The following is a 21644-nucleotide window of genomic DNA, read 5'->3' as shown; positions in this document are numbered from 1 at the left end:
GGGGAAGGAGAAAAAATCCCCCTTAAAAGAACAATTTAAGAGGGATTTTTATTTCAACCAGCTTTATGTTGTAGATTTTCAGTCTCAGCTATATCAACGGTCGTTTTTCGACGGAAATTAAAGACCATGTTCAGGACAATCGCGACAAGGCTGCCTGCCACGATTCCGTTATCCGTGAAGATTTGGAAGCCCTCAGGCAGCTGGTCGAACAAGGTCGGTGATACCGTTACCCCAAGGCCGACACCTACTGAACAAGCAATGATCAAAAGATTCTCATGATTATTCAAGTCGACATTGCTTCCCAGCATTTTGATCCCTGTCGATACGACCATGCCGAACATGGCAATGGTAGCTCCTCCAAGTACAGGGGTAGGGATCAAGGTTGTGAAAGCTGCCACTTTCGGAATAAGACCAAGCACGACTAAAATGCCGCCAGCAGTAAAGATCACATTTCTCGTCTTCACATTCGTCATTTGGACAAGACCGACGTTCTGAGAGTAGGTCGTATATGGGAATGCGTTGAAAATTCCTCCTAATAGGACGGCCAACCCCTCAGCACGATACCCCCTGGTCAAATCATGCGATTCAATCTCTTTTCCACAGATTTTTCCTAAAGCCATGAAGACGCCGGTTGATTCGATGATCGTGACAGTCGCCACTAACATCATTGTAAGAACGGCAGAAAATTCAAATGTCGGTAATCCGAAATAGAAAGGCTTGACCATATGGAACCATGAAGCTTCTGCGATCGAGGTGAAATCCACTTTCCCCATGAAAGCAGCAACGATGGTCCCGACGATCAGACTCATCAAAATCGAAACCGTGCGGAGAAAACCTGTCAAAAAGCGGTTCATCAATATGATCAGTGCCAACACCCCAAACGATAATGCGAGATTATCCAGACTTCCGAAGTCAGGGCTTCCTTGGCCGCCACCCATGTCAGTGATCGCGACTGGGATGAGTGTGATCCCGATGACCGTCACAACTGATCCTGTAACGACCGGTGGGAAAAATCGAACCAGTTTCCCAAAAAAACCAGCAAATAGGACTACAAAAATACCTGATAAAATGATTGCGCCATAAATCGCTGAAATTCCATGTTCACTTCCAATCGCGATCATCGGTCCGACCGCTGTAAATGTACAGCCTAAGACAACCGGAAGACCGATCCCAAAAAAGCGGTTTTTCCATACCATCAACAAAGTAGCCAAACCACAAGTGAATAGATCGATCGAGACGAGATATGCCAGCTGTTCAGCGGAAAGTTTCAATGCTCCTCCAACGATGAGTGGGACAATGACCGCACCAGCATACATGGCCAGAACATGTTGAAAGCCTAATGAAAAAACTTTAGACGGACGTTGCATAGTTGATCTTCTCCCTTTCTATGTAGTCTTCTGCAAATTGGACTCTTTGATTTTCAAGTGACGCGATGCGTACCAGGGATTCTACTCGAAATCCGGCATCTTTCAGTCTCTTACCACCATTTTGGAATGCCTTTTCGATGACGATTCCTATACCTGCTAACTCGGCATCCGCTTGTCTGATGATGTGAGCCAGACCAAGCGCAGCCTCGCCATGTGCTAAGAAGTCATCAATGATCAGGACACGATCATCCGGTGTAATGAATTTCTTCGCTACAGTCAAGTCGCTCGCAACCTGCTTTGTAAAGGAGTAGACCTTTTTGACGTAAATATCCTCCTTCAAAGTTAGCGACTTTTGCTTTCTTGCGTAAATGAGAGGTACGTTCAGATGAGCAGCCGTCATCAGTGCAGGCGCGATCCCTGATGATTCGATCGTTAATACTTTGGTAATTGTTTCTCCTGAGAAACGTGACACGAACTCTTTCCCGATGGCTGACATAAGAGATGGATCAACTTGATGATTCAAGAAAGCATCGACCTTCAATACCTGCTCTGATAGAACGATCCCTTCCTCCAACACTTTTTCCTTCAGTAGTTGCATAATGAAATTCCTCCTGATCAGGCTTTTAACTAAATAGCTCTGTTTTTCTTGATTATCGATTTCTGGGAAATTCACTCGAACCCATCCTTTCGAGGACAACGAACTTTCCAGTTGAAAATAAAAAAACCCGAGTAGACATGAAAATGGCACTGTCTCCTCGAGTGATCGTGAATAGATACACCTACACAAAGCAAAGCAAACCCAACACATACAGTGGGCTACCTTACATTGCGATCGTCACTCGTAGTCCAGTCATTTACGGTGACCGGGTAGAGACTTGCAGGCCGATTCCTGCGATTATACGAGTTCAATATTGAATTATAAATAGGATTATAACGTATAACCGTCTAAAATGGAACAATAACTATAAATTTTCTTTACATTGTTCGGTTTTTAATGCCTTTTGATGTCTTTTTATGTATTATTATTCGTCAAAATCATTTCTAATGGGTTCCTAAATGAAAAACTCCATTTTGATATTACCCCCTCTAAGTAGACAGTGAAAAAACACCACTTTGCACTTCTACTTGGAGGGGATTTTGTATGGCTAAAAAAAATAAAAATATAATGACTTAGTTCATCCCGAGTTCGACAGTAAATAGGCACATTTTCAGAAATCTATGATAGACGTTCTTTATCTATCAAGGATTCCGGGGAATTGTGCTTTTTTTTCGATTTCTTCATAGGCACACGTTTACTGATATTTACCTTTACATATAGGTGATAATAGTTTATTGTATAGGTATGTACATAAGACGCGTAACCCGTAAAAATAAAAATGGAACTACAACCGCGTACCTTCAACTCGCTCATAATGAATGGGATCCGAAAGCCAAATATGCGAAAGCAAAGGTGATTTATTCCTTCGGTCGGGAAGAACAAGTCGATTCCGCCGTCCTGGAACGTCTGGCACAGAGTATTTCGAGATTCCTTTCTCCTGAAGCTGCGTTGAAGTCGAAAGAAAAGATTAGTGATGTCGCAGAATTTCTCTTCCAGTCGTCGAAAAGTATCGGTGGCATCTGGCTATTTGATCAGTTGTGGAAGAAAATCGGCATGGACAGTATCCTCGAGGAAGTGTTCTCTTCGAGACAACACACTGTCGATCTCGAACGGCTGATCTTTACAATGGTAGCGAACCGTGGTCTTTCTCCTTCGAGTAAACTGGCGATGGAAGAATGGGTATCTGAAGATGTGTATATCCCTGGGGTGAAAGAAGTGCACAGCCACCAGCTTTATCGTGCGATGGATGAACTTCTAGCCGTTCAGTCTGAGTTGGAAGAACGTGTCTTCCATTCGGTCTCGGACCTATTGAACTTGGAGGTCGATCTTCTTTATTTTGACACCACATCCAGCTACTTCGAAGTAGCACCGGATGAGGTGCCGGAAGATGAAACATTCCGCAAACAAGGATTCTCAAAAGATAAACGTTCAGACCTTGTGCAGACCGTAATCGGGCTTGCGGTCACCCGAGAAGGCATTCCGATTCGTGTTTGGTCATGGCCTGGCAATACGATGGATATGACCGTAATTGAAGAAGTGAAAAAAGATTTGATAGGCTGGAAACTTGGACGAGTCATACAAGTCGCTGATCGCGGATTTTCCTCAGAAGAAAACCTCCGGATCCTCCAGCGAACAGGCGGTCATTACATCATTGGTGAACGCATGCGTTCAGGGAAGAAAGACGTTGAAGAAGCCCTTAGTAAACGCGGACGATTTCAAAAGATCCGACAGAACCTTCAGGTTAAAGAAGCTATTATTGGGAACGGGGAGGCACGTAAACGGTATGTCATTGCGTACAATCCGATAGAAGCGAAACGAGATCAAGCTCAACGGGAAAAGATTGTAGAGACGATTGAAATGAAGCTATCGGATCTCAAGCAACTTCCGAATGAGGCCCACCGAAAAGAAGCTTGCCGCCTTCATGCCCATGGCACATACGGGAAGTACATTCGCCAATTGAAAGATGGTACCTTGAAGTTGAACAAACAAGCTGTTCGAGATGCGGCGAAATACGATGGGAAGTATTTGATTCGTACATCGGATGACACGCTTTCCTTAGAAGATATCGCACTGGGCTACAAGCAACTCTTAGACGTAGAAGATGCGTTTCGAACTTTGAAATCAACCCTTCGGCTTCGACCGATGTATCACCGTCTAGAGGATCGAATTCGATCTCATGTACTAATCAGTTGGTTGGCACTCTTACTCGTTCGGATTATCGAAGTTGAAACCGATGAAACCTGGGAACAACTACGGAAAGAAATGAATCGATTACATTTAGGACATTTTTCTACAAAAGATGGAGACCTATATCAGCGCACAACGTTAACATCAAAACAACGTCAAACCTTTGCGGCACTTGGGTTGGAGACACCTCCAAAGGTCGTTGATATCCAGCCGAAATCCTAGTTACACACGTTTTTGAATAAAAAATGGGCATAACCCCTTATTTGGCATGGGTTTGTGCCCATTTCGTTTACCTAGGGACTGTCGAACTCGGGTTCATATAGATGAGACTTATACTGAATAATCATTTAGATATACCCCTTTCCATAATTGGTAGAAGGAGTGATCTATATGATGAATTTTCTTCCCCCGTACTACACACCTTCACAATTGTCAGCTGTGGTCCAGAAGGGAATACCGAAAACTACCGAGCCAAAGAGTATCATCATTGCTGGAGCTGGTATGGCAGGGCTGGTAGCAGGGTCTCTTTTAAAACAAGCAGGACATAATATAACAATCATTGAAGCAAGGGATCGAGTTGGGGGACGGATTTATACGATGCGGAAGCCCTTCACAGATGGTCATTATGTTGAAGCGGGGGCTATGCGAATACCGAATACACATTACTTAGTATTGGATTATATAAAGAAATTTGGTCTACAAGTCAATCCATTTATTAATACGACTCCAGATGACTTTATTTATGCAAATGGGGTTAAAACGAGAGCCTGCTTTTACAAACGGAATCCTGATATTTTCAACTATCCTGTCCAACCAAGTGAAAGAGGAAAGACTGATAGCGAACTCATTCAATCGATCATACAGCCTATCATGGACTTTATTCACCAAAATCCTCTAAAACATTGGCCGATAGTTGTAAAACACCTTGAAAGATATTCTTTCTCGACTTTTTTCAGGTATAATCCTGGGGGGAAGACGTTATCAAACGGGGCACTTAGAATGATAAAAGTGTTATCAAATGTTGAAGGTCTACCTGAATTATCTTTTATAGAAGTGCTGCGTGAATATTTGATCTTATTCAATAAAAAAATCAATTTTTTTGAAATTACAGGAGGATTGGACTTACTTCCTAAAGCGTTTCTACCTGAATTGAATGAAAACATCCACTTCCATCAAAAGTTACAAAAATTGAGCAGGACCAAAATGAAGTAACTTTTTCATTCGTAGATACAAAATCAAACAAGCAGAGTCAATTTACTGGAGATTTAGCCATCGTAACCGTCCCTTTCACAGTCCTTCAATTCATTGACATTCAACCAAGAAATTCGTTCTCACTAAAAAAATGGCAAGCGATTCATGAACTTCATCAGGTTCCTTCCATGAAAGTCGGTTTGCAGTTTAATGACCGTTTTTGGGAAAAGCAAGGGATATTTGGTGGTAAAACGATAACAGATCTGCCAATACGATTAACCCACTATCCCAGTCATGGATTCAATCAAAAAAGTGGCGCGATTCTCGGAAGTTATACTTGGGAAGATGATGCGCTGATCTGGGTGAGTAAGTCAGACGAAGAACGAATTAATCAAACTCTGAAGGATCTATCGGTCATTCATGGTCCAAATATCCGAAACCATTATGTAACAGGATCGACACACAGCTGGACATTGGATCCTTATGCTTCCGGAGCTTTCACTTTATTCAAACCTGAACAAGAAACCGAGCTTTTTCCATATCTCGCCACACCAGAAGGGAGAGTCCATTTTGCAGGGGAACACACCTCTTTACCCCATGGATGGATTCAAGGAGCGATCGAATCAGGTATCAGGGTTTCAATCGAAATAAATAAAAAACGAGATATCTAATTCAGACCCCATAATCTAAAAAGAGAATCGATTTTCATTAAGGTTTTCCCTTATCAATATATAAAGAATAATCTTTATCATTGACAGAAGCATAAAAGACTTCCTTAAGATCCTGAAATCCTTTTCGCTTGATTTCATTAAGTATCCACGTTTCATCTTTATTGATCTTTTTTAAATTTTGTTTTTGTAATTTCCCTTCTACAACAACTGCCAAAGGTATACCCTTATACTCCGTGTCTATATTCAGGTGGGCAGGCGTTACATTTACAGCGCTATGGGTCGGCAGAATACTAAGTTCTCCATTTGGTTCTAAAATGACATATTCAATTTCTTCAATGTTGGGAAACCCTGCCGTACGGATAGCTGATAACAATTCAACCAAGCTGAATCTGGATTTATCCATTTCTCTTTTAGAAATTTTCCCATGCTTAACTAAAATTGATGGCTGACCGAGAAATAAACGGTTCAATGCTTGGAATAAACTTAATTTGGAAAAAAGGATATAAATAGTGACAACCACTAATATGCCAACGATCGCCTGCGTCTTTCCATCAACTTTTATAGGAGTTACCGCTAATGTAACAAGGAATACAAGGGCTGCCAAATCAATCGGACTCAATTGTGCTAATGCCGTTTTCCCCATTAGCCGAATTGCAATTGTGACAATAATGAATAGCAGTACTAATTCACTGATAAATGAAATCATTACAAACACCACTCTTATGATTCACTTTTAATTACAAAATAACGAAGAGTTTCACATTCTTATCAGTTATTCAGGTATTCATGTTATCATTAGAGTAAGGAAATTCCAGCTAAATATTCATCATTAATAAATTGATATATATAAATACATAAAATATCGATATGTACTAATTTCAGCAATTGTTCTTCAATTCTCACTTTTACCTCTGTATTTCGAAACTACTGTGAATCAATTTTTATTTCTTGTCCTTCCCCCCGATTCCCAGTGCATTATGGTCCCACAGAATTCTCTCAATATTCTCCTGTGGTCTTCTGCATTTGACTGATATAAACACCTCAATCTTTGTTCCTTTCGTTTGATTACCTTTCTTTTTATATAGAAAAATTTGATAAGGAGACCCAACATAAATCCGAATACCAAGCCTATTAGTGTTACAAATATGGGACCCCACGCTAGAGCGTAACCATAAATCAACCCTAATAGCATAAAAATCATTCCCAGAATAAAGGCAAGACCAACGACACTTACTCCATCAGAACGATGGATAATAAAGCACATTGCTCGGCATGGATTATCTGTTTTTAATTTCAAAATATCACCTTTAATTGTTTTTATGCACGTTATAATTTATTATTGACCATTGCAACAGAATTTACCCTAATGCTTTCATATCCTTACATGAAAATTATTCAAAGTTTATAATCCATTATTTGTTATCTATAATATTTTCGAAATGATTTGCTCAAAATATTAAGAACACAATCCAAACCATCGAAAAACTAAGACTTGAAATGCTCTAGCAAATAAATGAGTAAAATGAAGAAACCAACACCTTGTGAGGACATTTAGCGTTAGGAATCGGGAGACTAACATATGAAAGTGAGACAAGAAATAAAAAATATATATGAAAATGTACATCGATCTTATTTAGAAAAATTCGAGTTATGGAAGCAGGATATTCTGTTCAGTTGGCAATGGTGGGTAGGCGTTTCACTTACATTATTGCCCTGGATACTATGGGTGAAATATCGTAAAAAGGAAAGCACTCATCGATTACTTTACGTTGCTTTTTTTATCATGGTAGTATCTATTTGGCTTGATAGTATAGGTGTTCAATTAGGATTATGGCACTACAATTATGAGGTTTTGCCGTATTCTCCTTCATATAAGCCGTGGGACTTAACACTTATCCCTGTTTTGACAATTTTCTTCATTCAAATTAAGCCTTTTATAAACCCGTTTTTTAAAGGCATTTTATACGCTGGCTTTATAGCATTCATTTCAGAACCGATTTTTGTATGGAGTGGTTTTGTAGTTTATACCAATTGGAAATATATATATTCTTTTCCTATTTACCTGGTTATCTATTTAATTTCACATTATTTAAGTACAAGGAATACTTTTAATAAGATTCATAAAGAAGAGTCTTAATATTTCATGAAAAGAACGCCGAATCTTTTGGATTCAGCATTCTTAAATGGGTTTTATAACGTTCCGATATAGTCTAATTGATCGATCTCTTTGGAGTCGGCAGAACCGTCTAAAATCTTCTGTACGTCAGCAAGAGTTTCTTTCAAGCTGACCGTTGCACCTTTTTTCCCAGTGAATTGCTCTGCGACGTAAAACGGCTGTGTCAGATAGGCTTCAAGTCGCTCGCCTCTTTTATACGTAAGCTTTTCCGCTTCAGGTACACTTTCGATCCCTCTTACATTCACGACAGCCCGTAATTCACGGTAACGGCGGAGCAATTTTTGCGCACGTTGCTGGATATTCAAGTGATTCTGGTCAAGGTGCGCTCCTTCAAGGACAGAAGACGTTGAGTAGACCGGATTGATCGCAGGGAATTTGTGGCGGGTAGCCAAATCGATATCGAATTGCCACAACGTTTCAAGCGGTCCGTAAGGCAGGTCTTCATCCACCGCTTCTCCTTTCAGATCCAGAAGGAAGGTGGTCACGTTCTCCACTCCTACATCTTGAAGACGTTGTTGAAGGCCTTGGATTTCTCCAGTCAGGACATGGGAGCGATCTGCAGTAAACATGATTTCCTTCTGATTGCCGAAGCCAGCCATTTTTTCATACGCTTCATCCACAGTGGTTGCAACCACATCGTAATATTCAAGAATGTCATTGAGTTCCTTGTAGTCTCCTACTGGTTTTAAAAGGACCGTTGCATAGCCAGTCTTTTTCAGACGATGCGTTAGTTCAGCAAGAATGACCAGCTGCCCCATCCCATGGCGCGCGACAAGGCCGATCGTCCCTCCTTTTGCGAGTGGTGCAAACAAATCCAATGTTTTGATTCCCGTTTCGATCATATCGATCTTCTCCCCTCTGATAATCAGTTCATCAAGACTACATTCAGCAAGCGTTGCGAGTGCGACCAATGTGCGGACCTCTGAACGGCCCACTGGAATCTTCCCTGTGCAAAGATTTGAAACTGTCGCTGGCCGTAACCCGACGGATTTGGCTGCACTGGTCAAATTCGGTACTTTTTTCCGCAATAACGAGACATTCAAGCGAATATTTTCTAGCGCTTCCATATTTTACACCTCCTGTTACTTTTTATAGTATTTAATTTTACGTTTGAAAGCAACCATAAATTACTCTAAAACGTAATTATTTTTTCATTTACTTAATGAAGTGTAATAATTGAGGCGATTTCCGGGATTTATGAGCCGATTTTAAAATTCATGAGCGGATTCGGAAGTTTTTTGCGCGGATTTTTGAATTTACAAGCCGGGATGACCGAAAAATGAGTTGATCAGGACCTTCTTACTAACAACCTGCAAAGTCGTAGTAAACAAAAAGCGTGCAGTTTCATATGAAACCACACACTTTGAAATCAGGTCAGTTGTAATTACACTATTGCGGACAATCAGAACATCACAATTTGCATATCGTGCTGTATGTTCAGATACACTTCCGATGAATACCGGGTTGCTCAGCAAACAATCAGATCAGCTTTCATATCGGTTTTGCAATTGTTTTGGGGGAGATCGTTTTCAAAGTAAAGCAGAAAAAGGCTGCCCATCATTCAACCTGCTCCCATCTTTTACGATTCTTCTCGGCCAGGAGGTGTGTAGTAGGGTGGTACCTTGATCCAACCTCTTTTTCGCATCACCATCTTAAGCTTGGAACCGTACAGCATTTTCTCACTTTGCAATTCTACCCAAATTTTCTCCAAATCACCTCGGATACACTGGCTCAAATTCGTTGCACACATCACGATATTACTGGCCACTTTAACACCTAGTAAGTTGGCTATTTCACTATCTGTCGATTTCGCGCCAGACGGCACAGCATTCGGATCTGATTTCGGTTTATGCGCGTCTGCTCTCGGTAATGGAATGCCTTCTTCCAGCATGAACGCTTCGAGCCTGTTCAATTGGGACTCACCTAAGTCTTTTCCTTCTTTTACGATTACGCTCAATTCATCATCGATCGTTGTATTCAAACAAATTTCCAAAGCAGGAATTTCTTCTGCAAGCGCAGTGTAATACAGCCAACACCCCATTACCTCACCTACATGTAAGGGTGCTTTCGGTTCGTCATCATATGTCTTTTTCATAAAATCGACTAAGGCTTCGAGTATGTTTGCCATTTATGTACCTCCTATGTAGAATAACTCTGCTTTTAATATCCCTAATTTCAACAGAAGGTATGCACGGAAAACAGTTATCGCATTTGCATGATATTGACGAAATCCTCCTCTTTCCCCATCAAGGATAGGACATATTGACTGTTCCGTATCGTACGGTCACGCGCAACGTTCCCATATCCCGCAACGATGCCGATGACATTGATGTCCGGATGGCGCAGGGCATAAATCAGGGCAAGTGTATCATCAATTCCCGAATCGGTGAAAAAGAGAACATTCATGACGCCACTCCTTTCAGCCAGTTCTGTTACTAACAAGTTTATAAACGGTGAATCATGAATATTCCCTAGTATATAAAGAAAGAGGAGATCCTTTGAACGGATCATCCTCTCTTCCTCTTGTTTAGTTATCCCCCATGAGCGCAAGCATGATCGCTTTTTGTGCATGAAGTCGGTTTTCAGCTTCGTCAAATACGACCGAATGTGGGCCATCGAGGATATCAGCGGTTACTTCCTCACCTCGGTGTGCCGGCAAACAGTGCATGAACATGAAATCGTCTTTCGCTTTTTCACAGAGCTTGCTGTTAACCTGGTAAGGCTTAAAAGCTTCTATCCGTGCTTCAAACTCTTCTTCCTCTCCCATGCTCGCCCAAACATCCGTGACCACTACATCAGCATCCTGGATCGCTTCATCCGGAGAGTTGGTGATCACCACTGAACTGCCATTCTGTTTTGCGACTAGCTTCGCATGATCACGTATCATCTGATTGGGCTCATACCCGAAAGGACTTGCAACTGCGATGTCCATTCCGACTTTTGCGGCACCTTCTAAAAGGGAGTGCGTCATATTGTTGTTTCCATCGCCGATATAACACATTTTCAACCCTTTCAATTTGCCCTTATGTTCTAAAATCGTCAATAGATCAGCCATCACCTGCGTCGGATGATGTAAATCAGTGAGTCCATTTATAACTGGAATATCTGCATGGGCTGCAAATTCTTCAATTGTCTTATGTGCGAATGTACGAATCATGACGGCATCTACGTAACGGGATAACACCTTAGCCGTATCAGCAACTGTTTCACCGCGCCCAAGCTGGGTATCCTTCGTGTTCAAATAAATCGGATTCCCTCCAAGCTGGATGATCCCAACTTCAAAAGAAACCCGCGTACGCGTAGACGCCTTATCGAAAATCATCCCCAAAACCTTGCCGCTCAAATGCTTATGTGCTACTCCTAGCTTCTGTTCCTTTTTCAGCTTTATAGCTTGTTTGAGTAAGTACATGATTTCTGTTGAATGAAAATCTGAGATTGTAAGAAAATCCTGACCTGTGAAATTTGAAGCGGTCAATCCTTTTGTGGGTAATAGTTCAACGGCTTTTGCCATTCTGCATCTCTCCTAACTCATCTCTCTTTCGAATTATTATACATACTTGATAATATTTATTCAATAGTTATTATAAAAATACTTCAATTACCTTATTTTAGTACATATTGTATGAATAATGATGTATATTCAAAAAATACAAAAAAACCTCCTGACGCTATGTCAGGAGGCTTCTGAATGCTATTGTCTTCACGGCATCAAGTAGTTCGCATAGTAACGGGAGATGGCAACTGCATAATCTCCTCGTGTGACTGTTTTTGCTGGTTCAAATGTAGCTGTGACAGTCGGCTCAAGATCATATGGACCTTGAGTGACATCAAAATAGGCATTGAGCATGTTCAGGTCAAGGGCGAGCTGTACGTATCCTCTTAAATCAGCTGGAACTTGATCCTCATCCTCTACTTCAACTCTTTCATCCTTATATTGCACCGTCAATGGTTCATCGTTCAGCGCTTTCGCTTCACTTTCAAGACCTAAACTTTGGACAAGTGAATAGGCAAGCTCAGCACGGTCAACAGCTTTTTTCGGTGAAAACTTACCATCAGCCGTCGGCAATAAAACGCCGCCATCATCTTGAGCTGTATCTTTCAAAGCAGCACCATTGGCAACGACTGCTTCAACATAAGCCGTATCACTTGCAGCTACATCGGTAAAACTCGCTCCACCATCAGGAAGGTTTTGGCGGATACCAGCACCCATCGTCAAGAACTTCGCAAGGTCGACCCGCGTCAGAGCATTATCAGGCTTGTAGTTTCCGTTTTTATTACTGTCCAAAAGCCGTTCGCTCACTCCGGTCTTGATTGCATCTTCTGCCGGATGACCGCTGATGTCACTCAGCCCTGTGAAGCCGCCAGCTTTTTTAAAAGCAAGTTCACCTTCAACCGTTTCGGGCAGTCCGGCACTGCCCTGGAGTCCTCGTATTTCTAAAGTCCACGTACCAGACGCCGGACTTGTTACCTGAACTGTACGATCGGTGTATAGTGTGAAGACAACATAGATTCCTGAAGAGTATTCTGTTCCGTCTGGCGATGTCAGCACAAGATTGAGAGGGTTCCCCGTTTCACCGAGAAGGCCTTTCGCATTGATGCGTGCGACAAGCTCTGTCAAGCCTTCCTCAACTTCAAACTCTACCTTGTTCGAATCGGCTGTGACTGGATTGTATTCAACTTCGACAGGTGTCCGTTCGACTTCCATATCGACATTTGCATTGTATTCGTTCGTGAGGTTCAGCGTTTGGCCGTAAGTTTTATCGTTAAAAATCATATCCACAGCTGCATAAGCATTCGCATAACCTGCGCCCACTTCCCAGGGTTCATATCCTGGCATGTTGGTCGCGGTCTTCTGGATGATCTCTTTTACTTCTTTTGGTGTTATGCTTGGATCAGCATCAAGCATTAAGGCTACAATCCCAGCTCCATGCGGCGCTGCCATTGAAGTCCCGCTCATATGCGTGTAATAAGGCAGGTGCGCAGGATCGATATTCTCCGCATCCTTGTCTGCACTTAATGCCGTTAATGGCGCTACCGTCTTTGTCGATATGATATCTTCTCCAGGCGTTGTGATCGTCGGACGGTCTTCCCAAGTGAACTCTTCACCATCAACCGGAACTGTACCGCCTTTCCCTTTCACACCACGGGATGAAAAGTCGGCAAGGTTCCCTTGCTTGTCACCTGCTGCAACCGTAATGACCCAAGGGGCTTTTTTATAGTTACCCGATATCGTCGCTTCTCCTGGTCCAGAGTTACCAGCAGAAAATACAGTGATAATATTACGGTCGTATAGTTTTTTCGTAGCGATATTAATCGGATCTTCCGGATCAAAATCGGTTCCGGAATCACTCGTCGATCCCCATGAATTCGTGATGACACGGATATTATACTCAGCTTGATGGGTCAACGCATAATCGAATCCGCCGAGCGTATCGAGAATGGCGAGTCCAGCACCAGAACCATATCCGATCAAATCTGCACCAGGCGCTACCCCTTCATATTTTCCGCTTGACATTGCACCATTTCCTCCGACGATCCCAGCGACATGCGTCCCATGCCCGGAGTCGCTGTCCGTATTCGGAACATCCTCCACATACGTAATAGGAAGTAAATCACTGAATGCATGCAAATTCGTTGCACCCTGGACATTTTGTACGAGATGGCCACCGAATTTGATGTCGTTGTGCGTGCCATCGACACCACTGTCATTGATGACAACACCGACACCCTTACCTGAAACCGGGAGACCGTCGTTTTGAGAGGTAAGCCCAGTATCCTTCCGAAGCTTGTCTACTCCTGTCAGGTCTGTGGATTCTTCATTTTCATATTCGAGTTCTTCGTTTAAGTATAAGGAACGGATTTCTTCTAGCTGCGCAAGCGATTCGATCTGATCCGGCGTCGCTAAAACTCCAGCCATCGGAAGCTCCTTGAACGTGACTCCCTTCGTAATCCCTGCCTCTTTTAAAAGTTGGGCATGCTCTTTAGTCGGTCCATTGCTTGTATTGAAAGTCACAATCACCTCAAGCGGGTCTGAAGTGGCTTCCATTGCATCTTGCAATTTGGTGTTGATGATTGTTGCTCCGCTTGTTTCCGCATTCACCTTCGTTACCGGTGTCAGTGCCGTAAACCATGTTGAGAATACGAGCATCACACAAATGAAAAAAGTTAACCGTTTCATCTCTCGCCCTCCGCATATGTAATAGTTTGAATACTTCAATTATTTCATAATGCTGTCAAAATCCGCTATTCTCCATAGGGCGTAACCCTTAAGTACGAAAGATATATTCCCCTTACGCCAAAAGACATAAGGAACCATCGCAGTTAGTAAAATAGTACTAAAAAAGCACCCGTTTAATTACTCTTACGACCGTTTTCCACGGTATCATGAAACTCTTATGAAAACCGCTAAGTCACCAGAACTGTTCGTTTGCATAAAAAAAGCAGACCGCTTTTGGCCTGCATTCCACCGCATCCTATTCTGCTGTCGTTTCGACTATGTACTCGTTCAGCTTTCCTGCCGTTCATAAAAGGTGATCAAGTTATTGTCTGGATCAATTACTGCAAACTCACGGACTCCCCATGGGCGATCCCCTAAAGGTGCATTTGGATGCAAGATTCCGAGCTCCTCTAAACGTCCGTGTAACTCATCAACACCGTCCATTCCGATGTGACAGCTTGCTGTCCCTGCGATGAAAGACTCAGTGCCTGTTATGACAGGAGCTGACCTGTCCACCCTGCGCCATCTTTCATCATTGGCTAGCCATAGATGGATCTGGACTTCATCCCAGCTTAATACCGCAAAACCATCCTCTTCATACTCGACCGAAAATCCTAGTGAATCTCGATAAAAAGCTATGCTGCTCTCGATATCTGTTACCGGCAAGGCAGGAATGGCTTCTAGCATTTTCATTACGTCAATCTCCTCTCAAGCTTTTATAAAACCAATTCTTTCTCGATCAATGATTTCCTTTTTATATATTCACTCGTTCTTGAACCTCTCGCCACTTAACGACCTTACGGTCTGTTTAAAGTGGGAGATTCCTAAGAACACCAGTGCAACCACCGGTTCTTAATTAGGCTATCCCCGCAGTTCCTGCGGTTAATCGTAATGCTTCATTACGAATATTGATACTTGCATTCATGTCTCGATCGTGATGTTCGCCGCAAGAAGGGCAATCCCATTTACGCAATCCGAGATTTTTAACATCTTTGTTTTTGTATCCGCATTTTGAACATAGTTGACTAGAGGGAAAATTTTTTGCGACAATGACTACTTGTTTGCCATACCACTTCGCTTTGTATTCAAGCATCATACGGAATTTCGACCAACTAACCTCACTGATAGATTTGGCTAAATGGTGGTTTTTCAATAGATTCCTTACTTGTAAATCTTCTATACCGATGATGTCGTGGTTTTTGACAATACCGGTCGAGATTTTATGCAAGTCATCCATTCTTGCATTGGTAATTTTCTCATGCAGTCGTGCAACCTTTATCCGTTGCTTATGCCAGTTGGAAGAACCCTTTTTACGCCTTGAAAGCGTACGTTGTGCTTTGGCTAATTTCTTTTCAAGTTTGCGAAAATAGTTGTGATTCTTATGTATTGTTCCATCAGACAAAATCGCAAAGTCCTTGAGGCCAACATCGATCCCTAAAGCTGAACCGGTTTTAGGTAACGCTTCAACCTCTGTTTCAACAAGGATGGATACAAAATATTTTCCGGTTGGATGACGTCGAACCGTGACATTCAGGATACGACCTTCAACCTCACGACTTTTGGCAAACCTGACTAAGCCAAGTTTAGGCAACTTGATTTTGTTGCCTACAATCGCAATATTGCCGTTCGTGTGCTTTGTTGTGTAGGATTGTACATTATTCTTTTTAGACTTAAATCGTGGTGCTTTGTTTTGTTTCTTGAAGAATCGAGTATACGAATCAGCAAGATTTTTAAGTGAGGATTGTATAGCAATGCTGTCAACTTCTTTTAACCAAACCAATTTTTTCTTAAGTTGTGTTAGTTGAGAAGAACAAGCGTTATAAGTTAATCCTTTGCCTGTTTCTTTGTATGTATCATTCCATTTTGCTAAAAAATGATTAAACACAAAACGAGAACAACCAATGGTTTTAGCGATTAAGATTTCCTGTTCTTTGTTTGGATAGATCCGAAACTTATACGCTTTTTTGATTAACATGGCTGATCATCTCGTTTAAAGGGAATGTATGTTCTTATTCTAACACAACGAGGTCCACTTTGGCTAACGCCAACCGACATTCATCTCCCACCTACTCATTGGGATACGCCCTTCACATTCCTTGAGGTGGGAGTCTTCTGTCGGTAAACGATAAATTTTGAAACAGATAACAACAAAAGGAAGACTATTAAATCTAGTAATTTTTCTATAAATCTAGCAAACGCACAGGCACCTTCTATCAATCTGCATATGATAGAATATGAAAAGGGGACGCCCTACCCCTTTTCTATCAAAGCACAGCCTCCTATCCTTTACCAAAGGTTAATGCGTCCGCCCCGCATTAACCTTTTTACATAATCGGCGTCTGACCATAGACAAGTTGGAATGAATATCCTATTCCATATGTTATGTCACGAACCAATTTACATCCCAGATGATGGACATACCAGTCCTTTGAAACTTCAATATTGCTGACAGGTAAATTGATGCATGCTACACCAGTGATACTTTATCCTGCATAATCACTCTTGGCTAGTGTCTCCTTGTTCACTTAAATCAACCCTTTTGCAGAGAATTTGCATAGAAAAAATGAAATTTCAACTATTCAATATTGATATGAGCTCTCCTGCACTTTCATAACAAAATATGGTTTCAACCCCCTCATGAATCGTTAAGAATAACGAAAAGGAAAAGAACACATAGTAAGGGAAAAAGGTCTGGATCATATGAAGAAAATCCTTATGCTTCCTTTATTACAATTTCCTTCGGGACATCATCAGACAGCGGATGCAATCAGCGCATATATTAGGGAGATCGACCCTTCTGTCAATATCAAAAAGGTCGATATTTTTTCATACACTTCTCCGTTGGCTGAACAGCTGACTTCTTTCTTCTATTTGACAGCAATCAAAAAAGCTCCCTCTTTATACAGTCGAATCTATCGGAATAATGCATGTAATATAGAGGATCAACGTTTATCGTTTTATGAAATCATGTTTTTGAAAAGTATCAAAAAACTGATCAAACAAGAGAATCCGGATATGATCATTTGCACGCATTGCCTTCCTTCCTCTTTAGTAAGCCTATTAAAAAAGGAAGAACAATTGTCTGTGCCTGTGATCAATGTTTATACGGATTATTTTATCAATTCGATATGGGGCCTTGACCAAATTGATTTGCATCTTGCGCCAAGCCGGTCACTGAAACAATTTCTAGAGTTTCAAGGCATTTCTACTGAAAATATTGCTGTAACAGGCATACCCGTTCACCCACTTATTACCCCGAGGGTAGGCGGAAATGCCCGACAATCCCCCCCTTATCATGTATTGGTTTCGGGCGGAAATTTAGGAGTCGGAGCTATAGAAAAGATCAACTTCACATCATTTTCAGGAAAAATCAAATACTTTGTATTATGCGGAAAAAATCAACAGCTATACAAACGTATTGAACAAATGGATCTCCCTTTCCTCCAACCCATTTCTTACATATCTTCAAGAGAAGAAATGAACAATCTTTATGACCAGATGGACATCATGTTATCAAAACCAGGGGGTGTAACAATCAGCGAATGCCTCCGTAAAGGAATTCCGCTCTGTCTTCTTGAAACCCTTCCAGGTCCCGAAGAACAAAATGAACAATTTTTAATGGAAGAAAACTTGGCCATAAAAATAGATCTTGATGAATTAGAAAACAGCCTTCTCGACTTCCTGGAAAATAGTATGGAAAGACAAAAGGTCCAAAAGAGTCTTTCAGATCACTTAATAGATCAGGAAAACATCGAAACCGTATTAACCGATTTCATCCAAAAGACGCTGTAAAAATTGACCAGGAGGATGGTCCCTCTGGTCAAATTTTCAGATCAAATCATTGGCACTTGCCTGATAATCTTCCCGTCTATCCGATCGAAGATGTCATCCAGATCGCGACCAGTTATCGTCAGGCCATGATTTTTTAACCCGATGACAGCGCGTGATGGATCAGGAGCCTTTTTGACCAGATCCGCGACAGCTTCGGCAAGTTGTAAAGTACCACACGGATAATTCACTTCTGTAGCCTCAATATCCTCCATCCATGCATGGACATGGACAATTGCACCTACATTTGGATGCTCCCTATAGATCATCCAATGTTCGATTGCATCAACTGAAGCTCTCTTCGGTGTAACCTTAGGCGGTATGCTGATTTCCATTGTATTTTTAGTTGGATTATATCCTTTAATGTAGAGGATATCTTGTCCAATTTTTTGCATATTGGACTTGTCGATTCCGCTAGCACTCATCCAAAAATCCTTGTGATCATGTCTGCTGCTGAGGTTCCCATAACTTAAGCCGCCAATCCCATACAGCTTTTTCAGTTGGCGCATATCTCTCTGAGACAGATACTTATCCAGCGGAAATGGTGCTGGAAGCAAATCCATCTCATCAAGTTTTTTTCCGGAATCACGTAACTTGTATGTGATTTCATTACCTTCCCATAAAGCGTCACCTAAATCTTCCATAAAATCATTGTCGATGACCAATTGTGCCGACGCGATAGGCTCTAACCGATTATAGACGTGGTTGTAAAAGTCCTGCCCATTCGAGTATTCCATTCTATAAAATCCCTGTTCAGGTGATATGAAATACAGTTCTGTGGTATCCCCTTTGTGAAGGATATAGATTAGATGATTAGCAAGAGATCTTATCAAATACGGATAGGCTTTTTCAAATGTATTGTCGTTTATCGAATCGACTTCAAGAATCGATATGACGAAGGTAGCTTGCGCTTTCCTGCGAAAGGGTCTCGGTTTCTCAGGATCAATCAGATTGAAGACCACACGAATTTCATTGTCGGTATTCTCTTCAAAATTATATCCCCTTTCAGTAAAGGTCTGTTTCAAACCATCAGCAAATTCCTCAAGAAAGGCGCTTGGCTTGACTCCTGTGACTGTAAAATTCTTCATCTTCTGTCAACTCCTTTTGTAGATCAAAATCATGGTTCGAAAACTACTTTGACTGCATCTTTCTTTCCTTTGCTTGCAACGGCTTTTAAGGCTTCTTGATATTTTTCTAACTGAAATCTGTGCGTGATCATCGGTGAAAGGTTAACCTTGCCTTCTTTTATCAACTGGATCGCTAACGCGAAGGTCCTGATCTGTTTTCCTTGGTATGCCTCGGTGCTATAGGCGAACGTTCCTTTTATCTCCAACTCGTTCAACCAGACCGTCGTCCAATCTATGCCATCCATGATGCCAGCCAATCCTAACAGAACGATTCTTCCGCCATTCCTGGTAAAACGTAGTGCATCATTGATGCTCTGTTTCCTGCCGACACATTCAAATACGATGTCCGCACCTCCCTCAATGACGTTTGGACCAAATAAAGGAGATAAGACCGTAGCGTCGATTACCTGTGCTAAGGCATTGTCATAGCCTGAGCCAGAAAGATAAACAACTTCATCAGCACCGTAATAGGTGGCCAATTCACCCTGGAAACCATATTTGACCATGCTGACAATTTTACAGGGAAGATCCAGGGCACGGATTGCAGCGACTGTACATAATCCAAGAACCCCTCCACCGATCACCAAAACGGTATCTCCTTTCTTCGGTTGACTCCTCATTACACTGTGGATTGCACAACTGAAAGGTTCTACCAAAACGCCATTCAAATCATCGACTTCGTCGGGAAGGGTGAAAATCTGGCTTTTATGCGCTACGATACAAGGGCTCCATCCTCCACTTGTATCGCGGCAGGCACCAGTTAATAATCCAGGGGATATTGTGCCTTCGGTCTTTCGTTCACATAAGCTGTAATTCTGCTCCTGGCAAGGTCTGCATGGTTCCTCAATCCCTCTGACTTCACAAGACAATATAGGATCCACTGCCACCCTTTGTCCCTTTTGAACCCCCTTTACATTCCCGCCTATTTCAGTAACAGTTCCGACGATTTCATGGCCAATTGTAAATGGAAAGGAAACATAGGGAGATGTTGCCGGACTGTCCTTGAGAAAAATCAGATTCAAGTCGCTTCCACAAATTCCACTATATTTAACTTTTACTCTTACCCAATCTTCATTCGGCAACTTTTTCTGGTGGTGGTCTGTATACTGTAAGCATGAGAATCGCGGATCCCAATAAGCTTTTGTGGTAATACGACCGGCAACTTTTGAGAATATATATCTTGATTTACTGAAATTAAACTGAATGGCTTTCATTCCTCAATCTCCCTTCTATTTGGATAATATATCCATTATAAGAATGGTTATTCATCATATGAATTGTTTATTTAAACAATCTGAGGACTAATCTGTCAGGATCTGGAGAAATTAATATTGATTTGATAAATTCAAAAGAGGTCTGTACCATGTCAATATTTAAAAAAGCGATTGTCATTTATAATCCTGAATGCGGAAAAAGAAAAAATCATAAACACGTACCCGAGTTGATCCACCATCTTTCCGTTCTTGGATTTGACCTGGATACCCATACAATTGAGGATTTTGATCAAGTTGATGGTCCCATTACGGATGCATGTAGACAAAAAGTCCATTCCATCTTCATCTTGGGAGGCGACGGAACAGTCAACAGGTGTATCCAATCCATTTCCACTGAGGGGTACAGACCGAATATCGGCATCATCCCGCTTGGTACGAGCAATGAGTTCGCGAAGTACTTAGGAATGCCCAACCAACTTCTAGAGATCATCCCTCTCATTGGCCGACAAACGATAAAACCAATCGATATCGGAAAAATCGGAAACCGATACTTTGGGAATATCGCTGCAGCCGGCTGGTTAACCGATATTACCTATAATACGTCCCCGACCCTCAAATCCTGGCTTGGTGAATTGGCTTATTGTCTTTCCTTTTTTAGAAGCTACCTATTCACAAAACAAACATCACAAATTTCGATCACTCTTTCTGAAAATAAAATGTTACAGGATCTCTCACTTTTTTTGATCATGAACGGAAATGCGTTAGGCCCTTTTGAACGTTTAATTGATCCTGCAAATCGTGAAGACGGTCATTTCCATTTAGTAGCCTTACGGAAAGAGGATAAAATCAGACTGTTTTTTACTTTGTTTTTAAAAATGGCCCGTTTACCTCATAAGGCAAGGACTTTTGAATATCAATCCGTGCGTTCCGTAGAATTCTCATTTTCGGAAACAATGCCTTTCAACCTGGATGGTGAACAAGTATACCTCGACAACTTCAGCTTTGAGGTATTGCCATCGCACCTAAATGTCTATACTTCAAATTAACCAAGTTATTTTGGAAGACAGG

16 protein-coding genes, 1 pseudogene and 1 riboswitch are annotated in these 21644 nt (G+C 41.6%); of the genes and pseudogenes, 5 read left to right on the top strand and 12 right to left on the bottom strand.

The features are described 5' to 3' along the window. Positions 1-53: 53 nt before the first annotated feature. The gene (locus tag ACJROX_RS08815; protein WP_408010379.1) at positions 54-1367 is read right to left on the bottom strand and encodes a nucleobase:cation symporter-2 family protein; all 1314 of its coding nucleotides are present in this window, start codon (positions 1365-1367) and stop codon (positions 54-56) included. Next, on the bottom strand, positions 1351-1965 hold the full coding sequence (locus ACJROX_RS08810; protein WP_408010378.1) for a xanthine phosphoribosyltransferase: 615 nt from the start codon (positions 1963-1965) through the stop codon (positions 1351-1353). Before ACJROX_RS08810 ends, ACJROX_RS08815 begins: the two co-directional genes overlap by 17 nt. A gap of 224 nt (positions 1966-2189) precedes the next feature. Beyond that, positions 2190-2290, bottom strand: a riboswitch (purine riboswitch). A 419-nt stretch (positions 2291-2709) separates the two neighbouring features. On the opposite strand from ACJROX_RS08810, the gene ACJROX_RS08805 reads away from it, so the two are divergent. Then, complete coding sequence (locus tag ACJROX_RS08805; RefSeq protein WP_408010354.1) at positions 2710-4374, top strand: IS1634 family transposase; 1665 nt, start codon at positions 2710-2712, stop codon at positions 4372-4374. Between the two features lie 168 nt (positions 4375-4542). Beyond that, positions 4543-6014: pseudogene (locus tag ACJROX_RS08800) on the top strand (flavin monoamine oxidase family protein). Positions 6015-6051: 37 nt separating this feature from the next. Here ACJROX_RS08800 and ACJROX_RS08795 read toward each other — a convergent pair. Continuing rightward, complete coding sequence (locus tag ACJROX_RS08795) at positions 6052-6720, bottom strand: DUF421 domain-containing protein (RefSeq protein ID WP_408010377.1); 669 nt, start codon at positions 6718-6720, stop codon at positions 6052-6054. An 873-nt stretch (positions 6721-7593) separates the two neighbouring features. On the opposite strand from ACJROX_RS08795, the gene ACJROX_RS08790 reads away from it, so the two are divergent. Then, entirely contained in the window at positions 7594-8151 is a 558-nt protein-coding gene (locus tag ACJROX_RS08790; RefSeq protein WP_408010376.1) for a CBO0543 family protein, read from the top strand. Between the two features lie 53 nt (positions 8152-8204). Here the strand turns inward: ACJROX_RS08790 and ACJROX_RS08785 are convergent, their stop codons facing one another. The 7 genes from ACJROX_RS08785 to tnpB form a co-directional block, all read right to left on the bottom strand. After that, positions 8205-9257 (bottom strand): hypothetical protein, encoded by a 1053-nt coding sequence (locus tag ACJROX_RS08785; RefSeq protein ID WP_408010375.1) that lies wholly within the window; start codon positions 9255-9257, stop codon positions 8205-8207. Positions 9258-9769: 512 nt separating this feature from the next. Next, positions 9770-10318 (bottom strand): DUF3231 family protein, encoded by a 549-nt coding sequence (locus ACJROX_RS08780; protein WP_408010374.1) that lies wholly within the window; start codon positions 10316-10318, stop codon positions 9770-9772. A 74-nt stretch (positions 10319-10392) separates the two neighbouring features. Beyond that, a complete protein-coding gene (locus ACJROX_RS08775) occupies positions 10393-10701 on the bottom strand; it encodes a nucleoside hydrolase (RefSeq protein ID WP_408010373.1) in 309 nt (102 codons plus the stop codon). 16 nt (positions 10702-10717) lie between these two features. Further along, positions 10718-11701 carry an ornithine carbamoyltransferase gene (gene argF, locus ACJROX_RS08770; RefSeq protein ID WP_408010372.1) on the bottom strand — a complete coding sequence of 328 codons (984 nt, stop codon included), beginning with the start codon at positions 11699-11701 and terminating at the stop codon, positions 10718-10720. A 189-nt stretch (positions 11702-11890) separates the two neighbouring features. After that, positions 11891-14368, bottom strand: a complete 2478-nt coding sequence (locus ACJROX_RS08765) for a S8 family serine peptidase (protein WP_408010371.1) — start codon at positions 14366-14368, stop codon at positions 11891-11893. Between the two features lie 327 nt (positions 14369-14695). Then, positions 14696-15100 (bottom strand): bleomycin resistance protein, encoded by a 405-nt coding sequence (locus tag ACJROX_RS08760; protein ID WP_408010370.1) that lies wholly within the window; start codon positions 15098-15100, stop codon positions 14696-14698. Between the two features lie 163 nt (positions 15101-15263). Next, positions 15264-16382: an IS200/IS605 family element RNA-guided endonuclease TnpB gene (gene tnpB, locus ACJROX_RS08755; RefSeq protein ID WP_408010369.1), complete on the bottom strand. Its 1119-nt coding sequence runs from the start codon at positions 16380-16382 to the stop codon at positions 15264-15266. Positions 16383-17107: 725 nt separating this feature from the next. Here tnpB and ACJROX_RS08750 point away from each other — a divergent pair. Further along, positions 17108-18199: an MGDG synthase family glycosyltransferase gene (locus ACJROX_RS08750; protein ID WP_408010367.1), complete on the top strand. Its 1092-nt coding sequence runs from the start codon at positions 17108-17110 to the stop codon at positions 18197-18199. A 41-nt stretch (positions 18200-18240) separates the two neighbouring features. On the opposite strand, the gene ACJROX_RS08745 is transcribed toward ACJROX_RS08750, so the two are convergent. Together ACJROX_RS08745 and ACJROX_RS08740 are read right to left on the bottom strand one after the other, a co-directional pair. Then, positions 18241-19323 carry a class II aldolase/adducin family protein gene (locus ACJROX_RS08745; RefSeq protein ID WP_408010366.1) on the bottom strand — a complete coding sequence of 361 codons (1083 nt, stop codon included), beginning with the start codon at positions 19321-19323 and terminating at the stop codon, positions 18241-18243. A gap of 29 nt (positions 19324-19352) precedes the next feature. Next, the gene (locus ACJROX_RS08740) at positions 19353-20576 is read right to left on the bottom strand and encodes a zinc-binding dehydrogenase (RefSeq protein ID WP_408010365.1); all 1224 of its coding nucleotides are present in this window, start codon (positions 20574-20576) and stop codon (positions 19353-19355) included. 149 nt (positions 20577-20725) lie between these two features. Between ACJROX_RS08740 and ACJROX_RS08735 the strand changes: the two genes are divergently transcribed. Continuing rightward, complete coding sequence (locus tag ACJROX_RS08735) at positions 20726-21622, top strand: diacylglycerol/lipid kinase family protein (protein WP_408010363.1); 897 nt, start codon at positions 20726-20728, stop codon at positions 21620-21622. The last annotated feature ends 22 nt before the right edge of the window (positions 21623-21644 follow it).

It is taken from the genome of Pseudalkalibacillus sp. A8, from assembly GCF_045920555.1.
Taxonomy (GTDB): domain Bacteria; phylum Bacillota; class Bacilli; order Bacillales; family Fictibacillaceae; genus Pseudalkalibacillus.
Note: the sequence above shows the minus strand (reverse complement) of the source record. Positions and strands in the feature narration are given on the sequence as shown.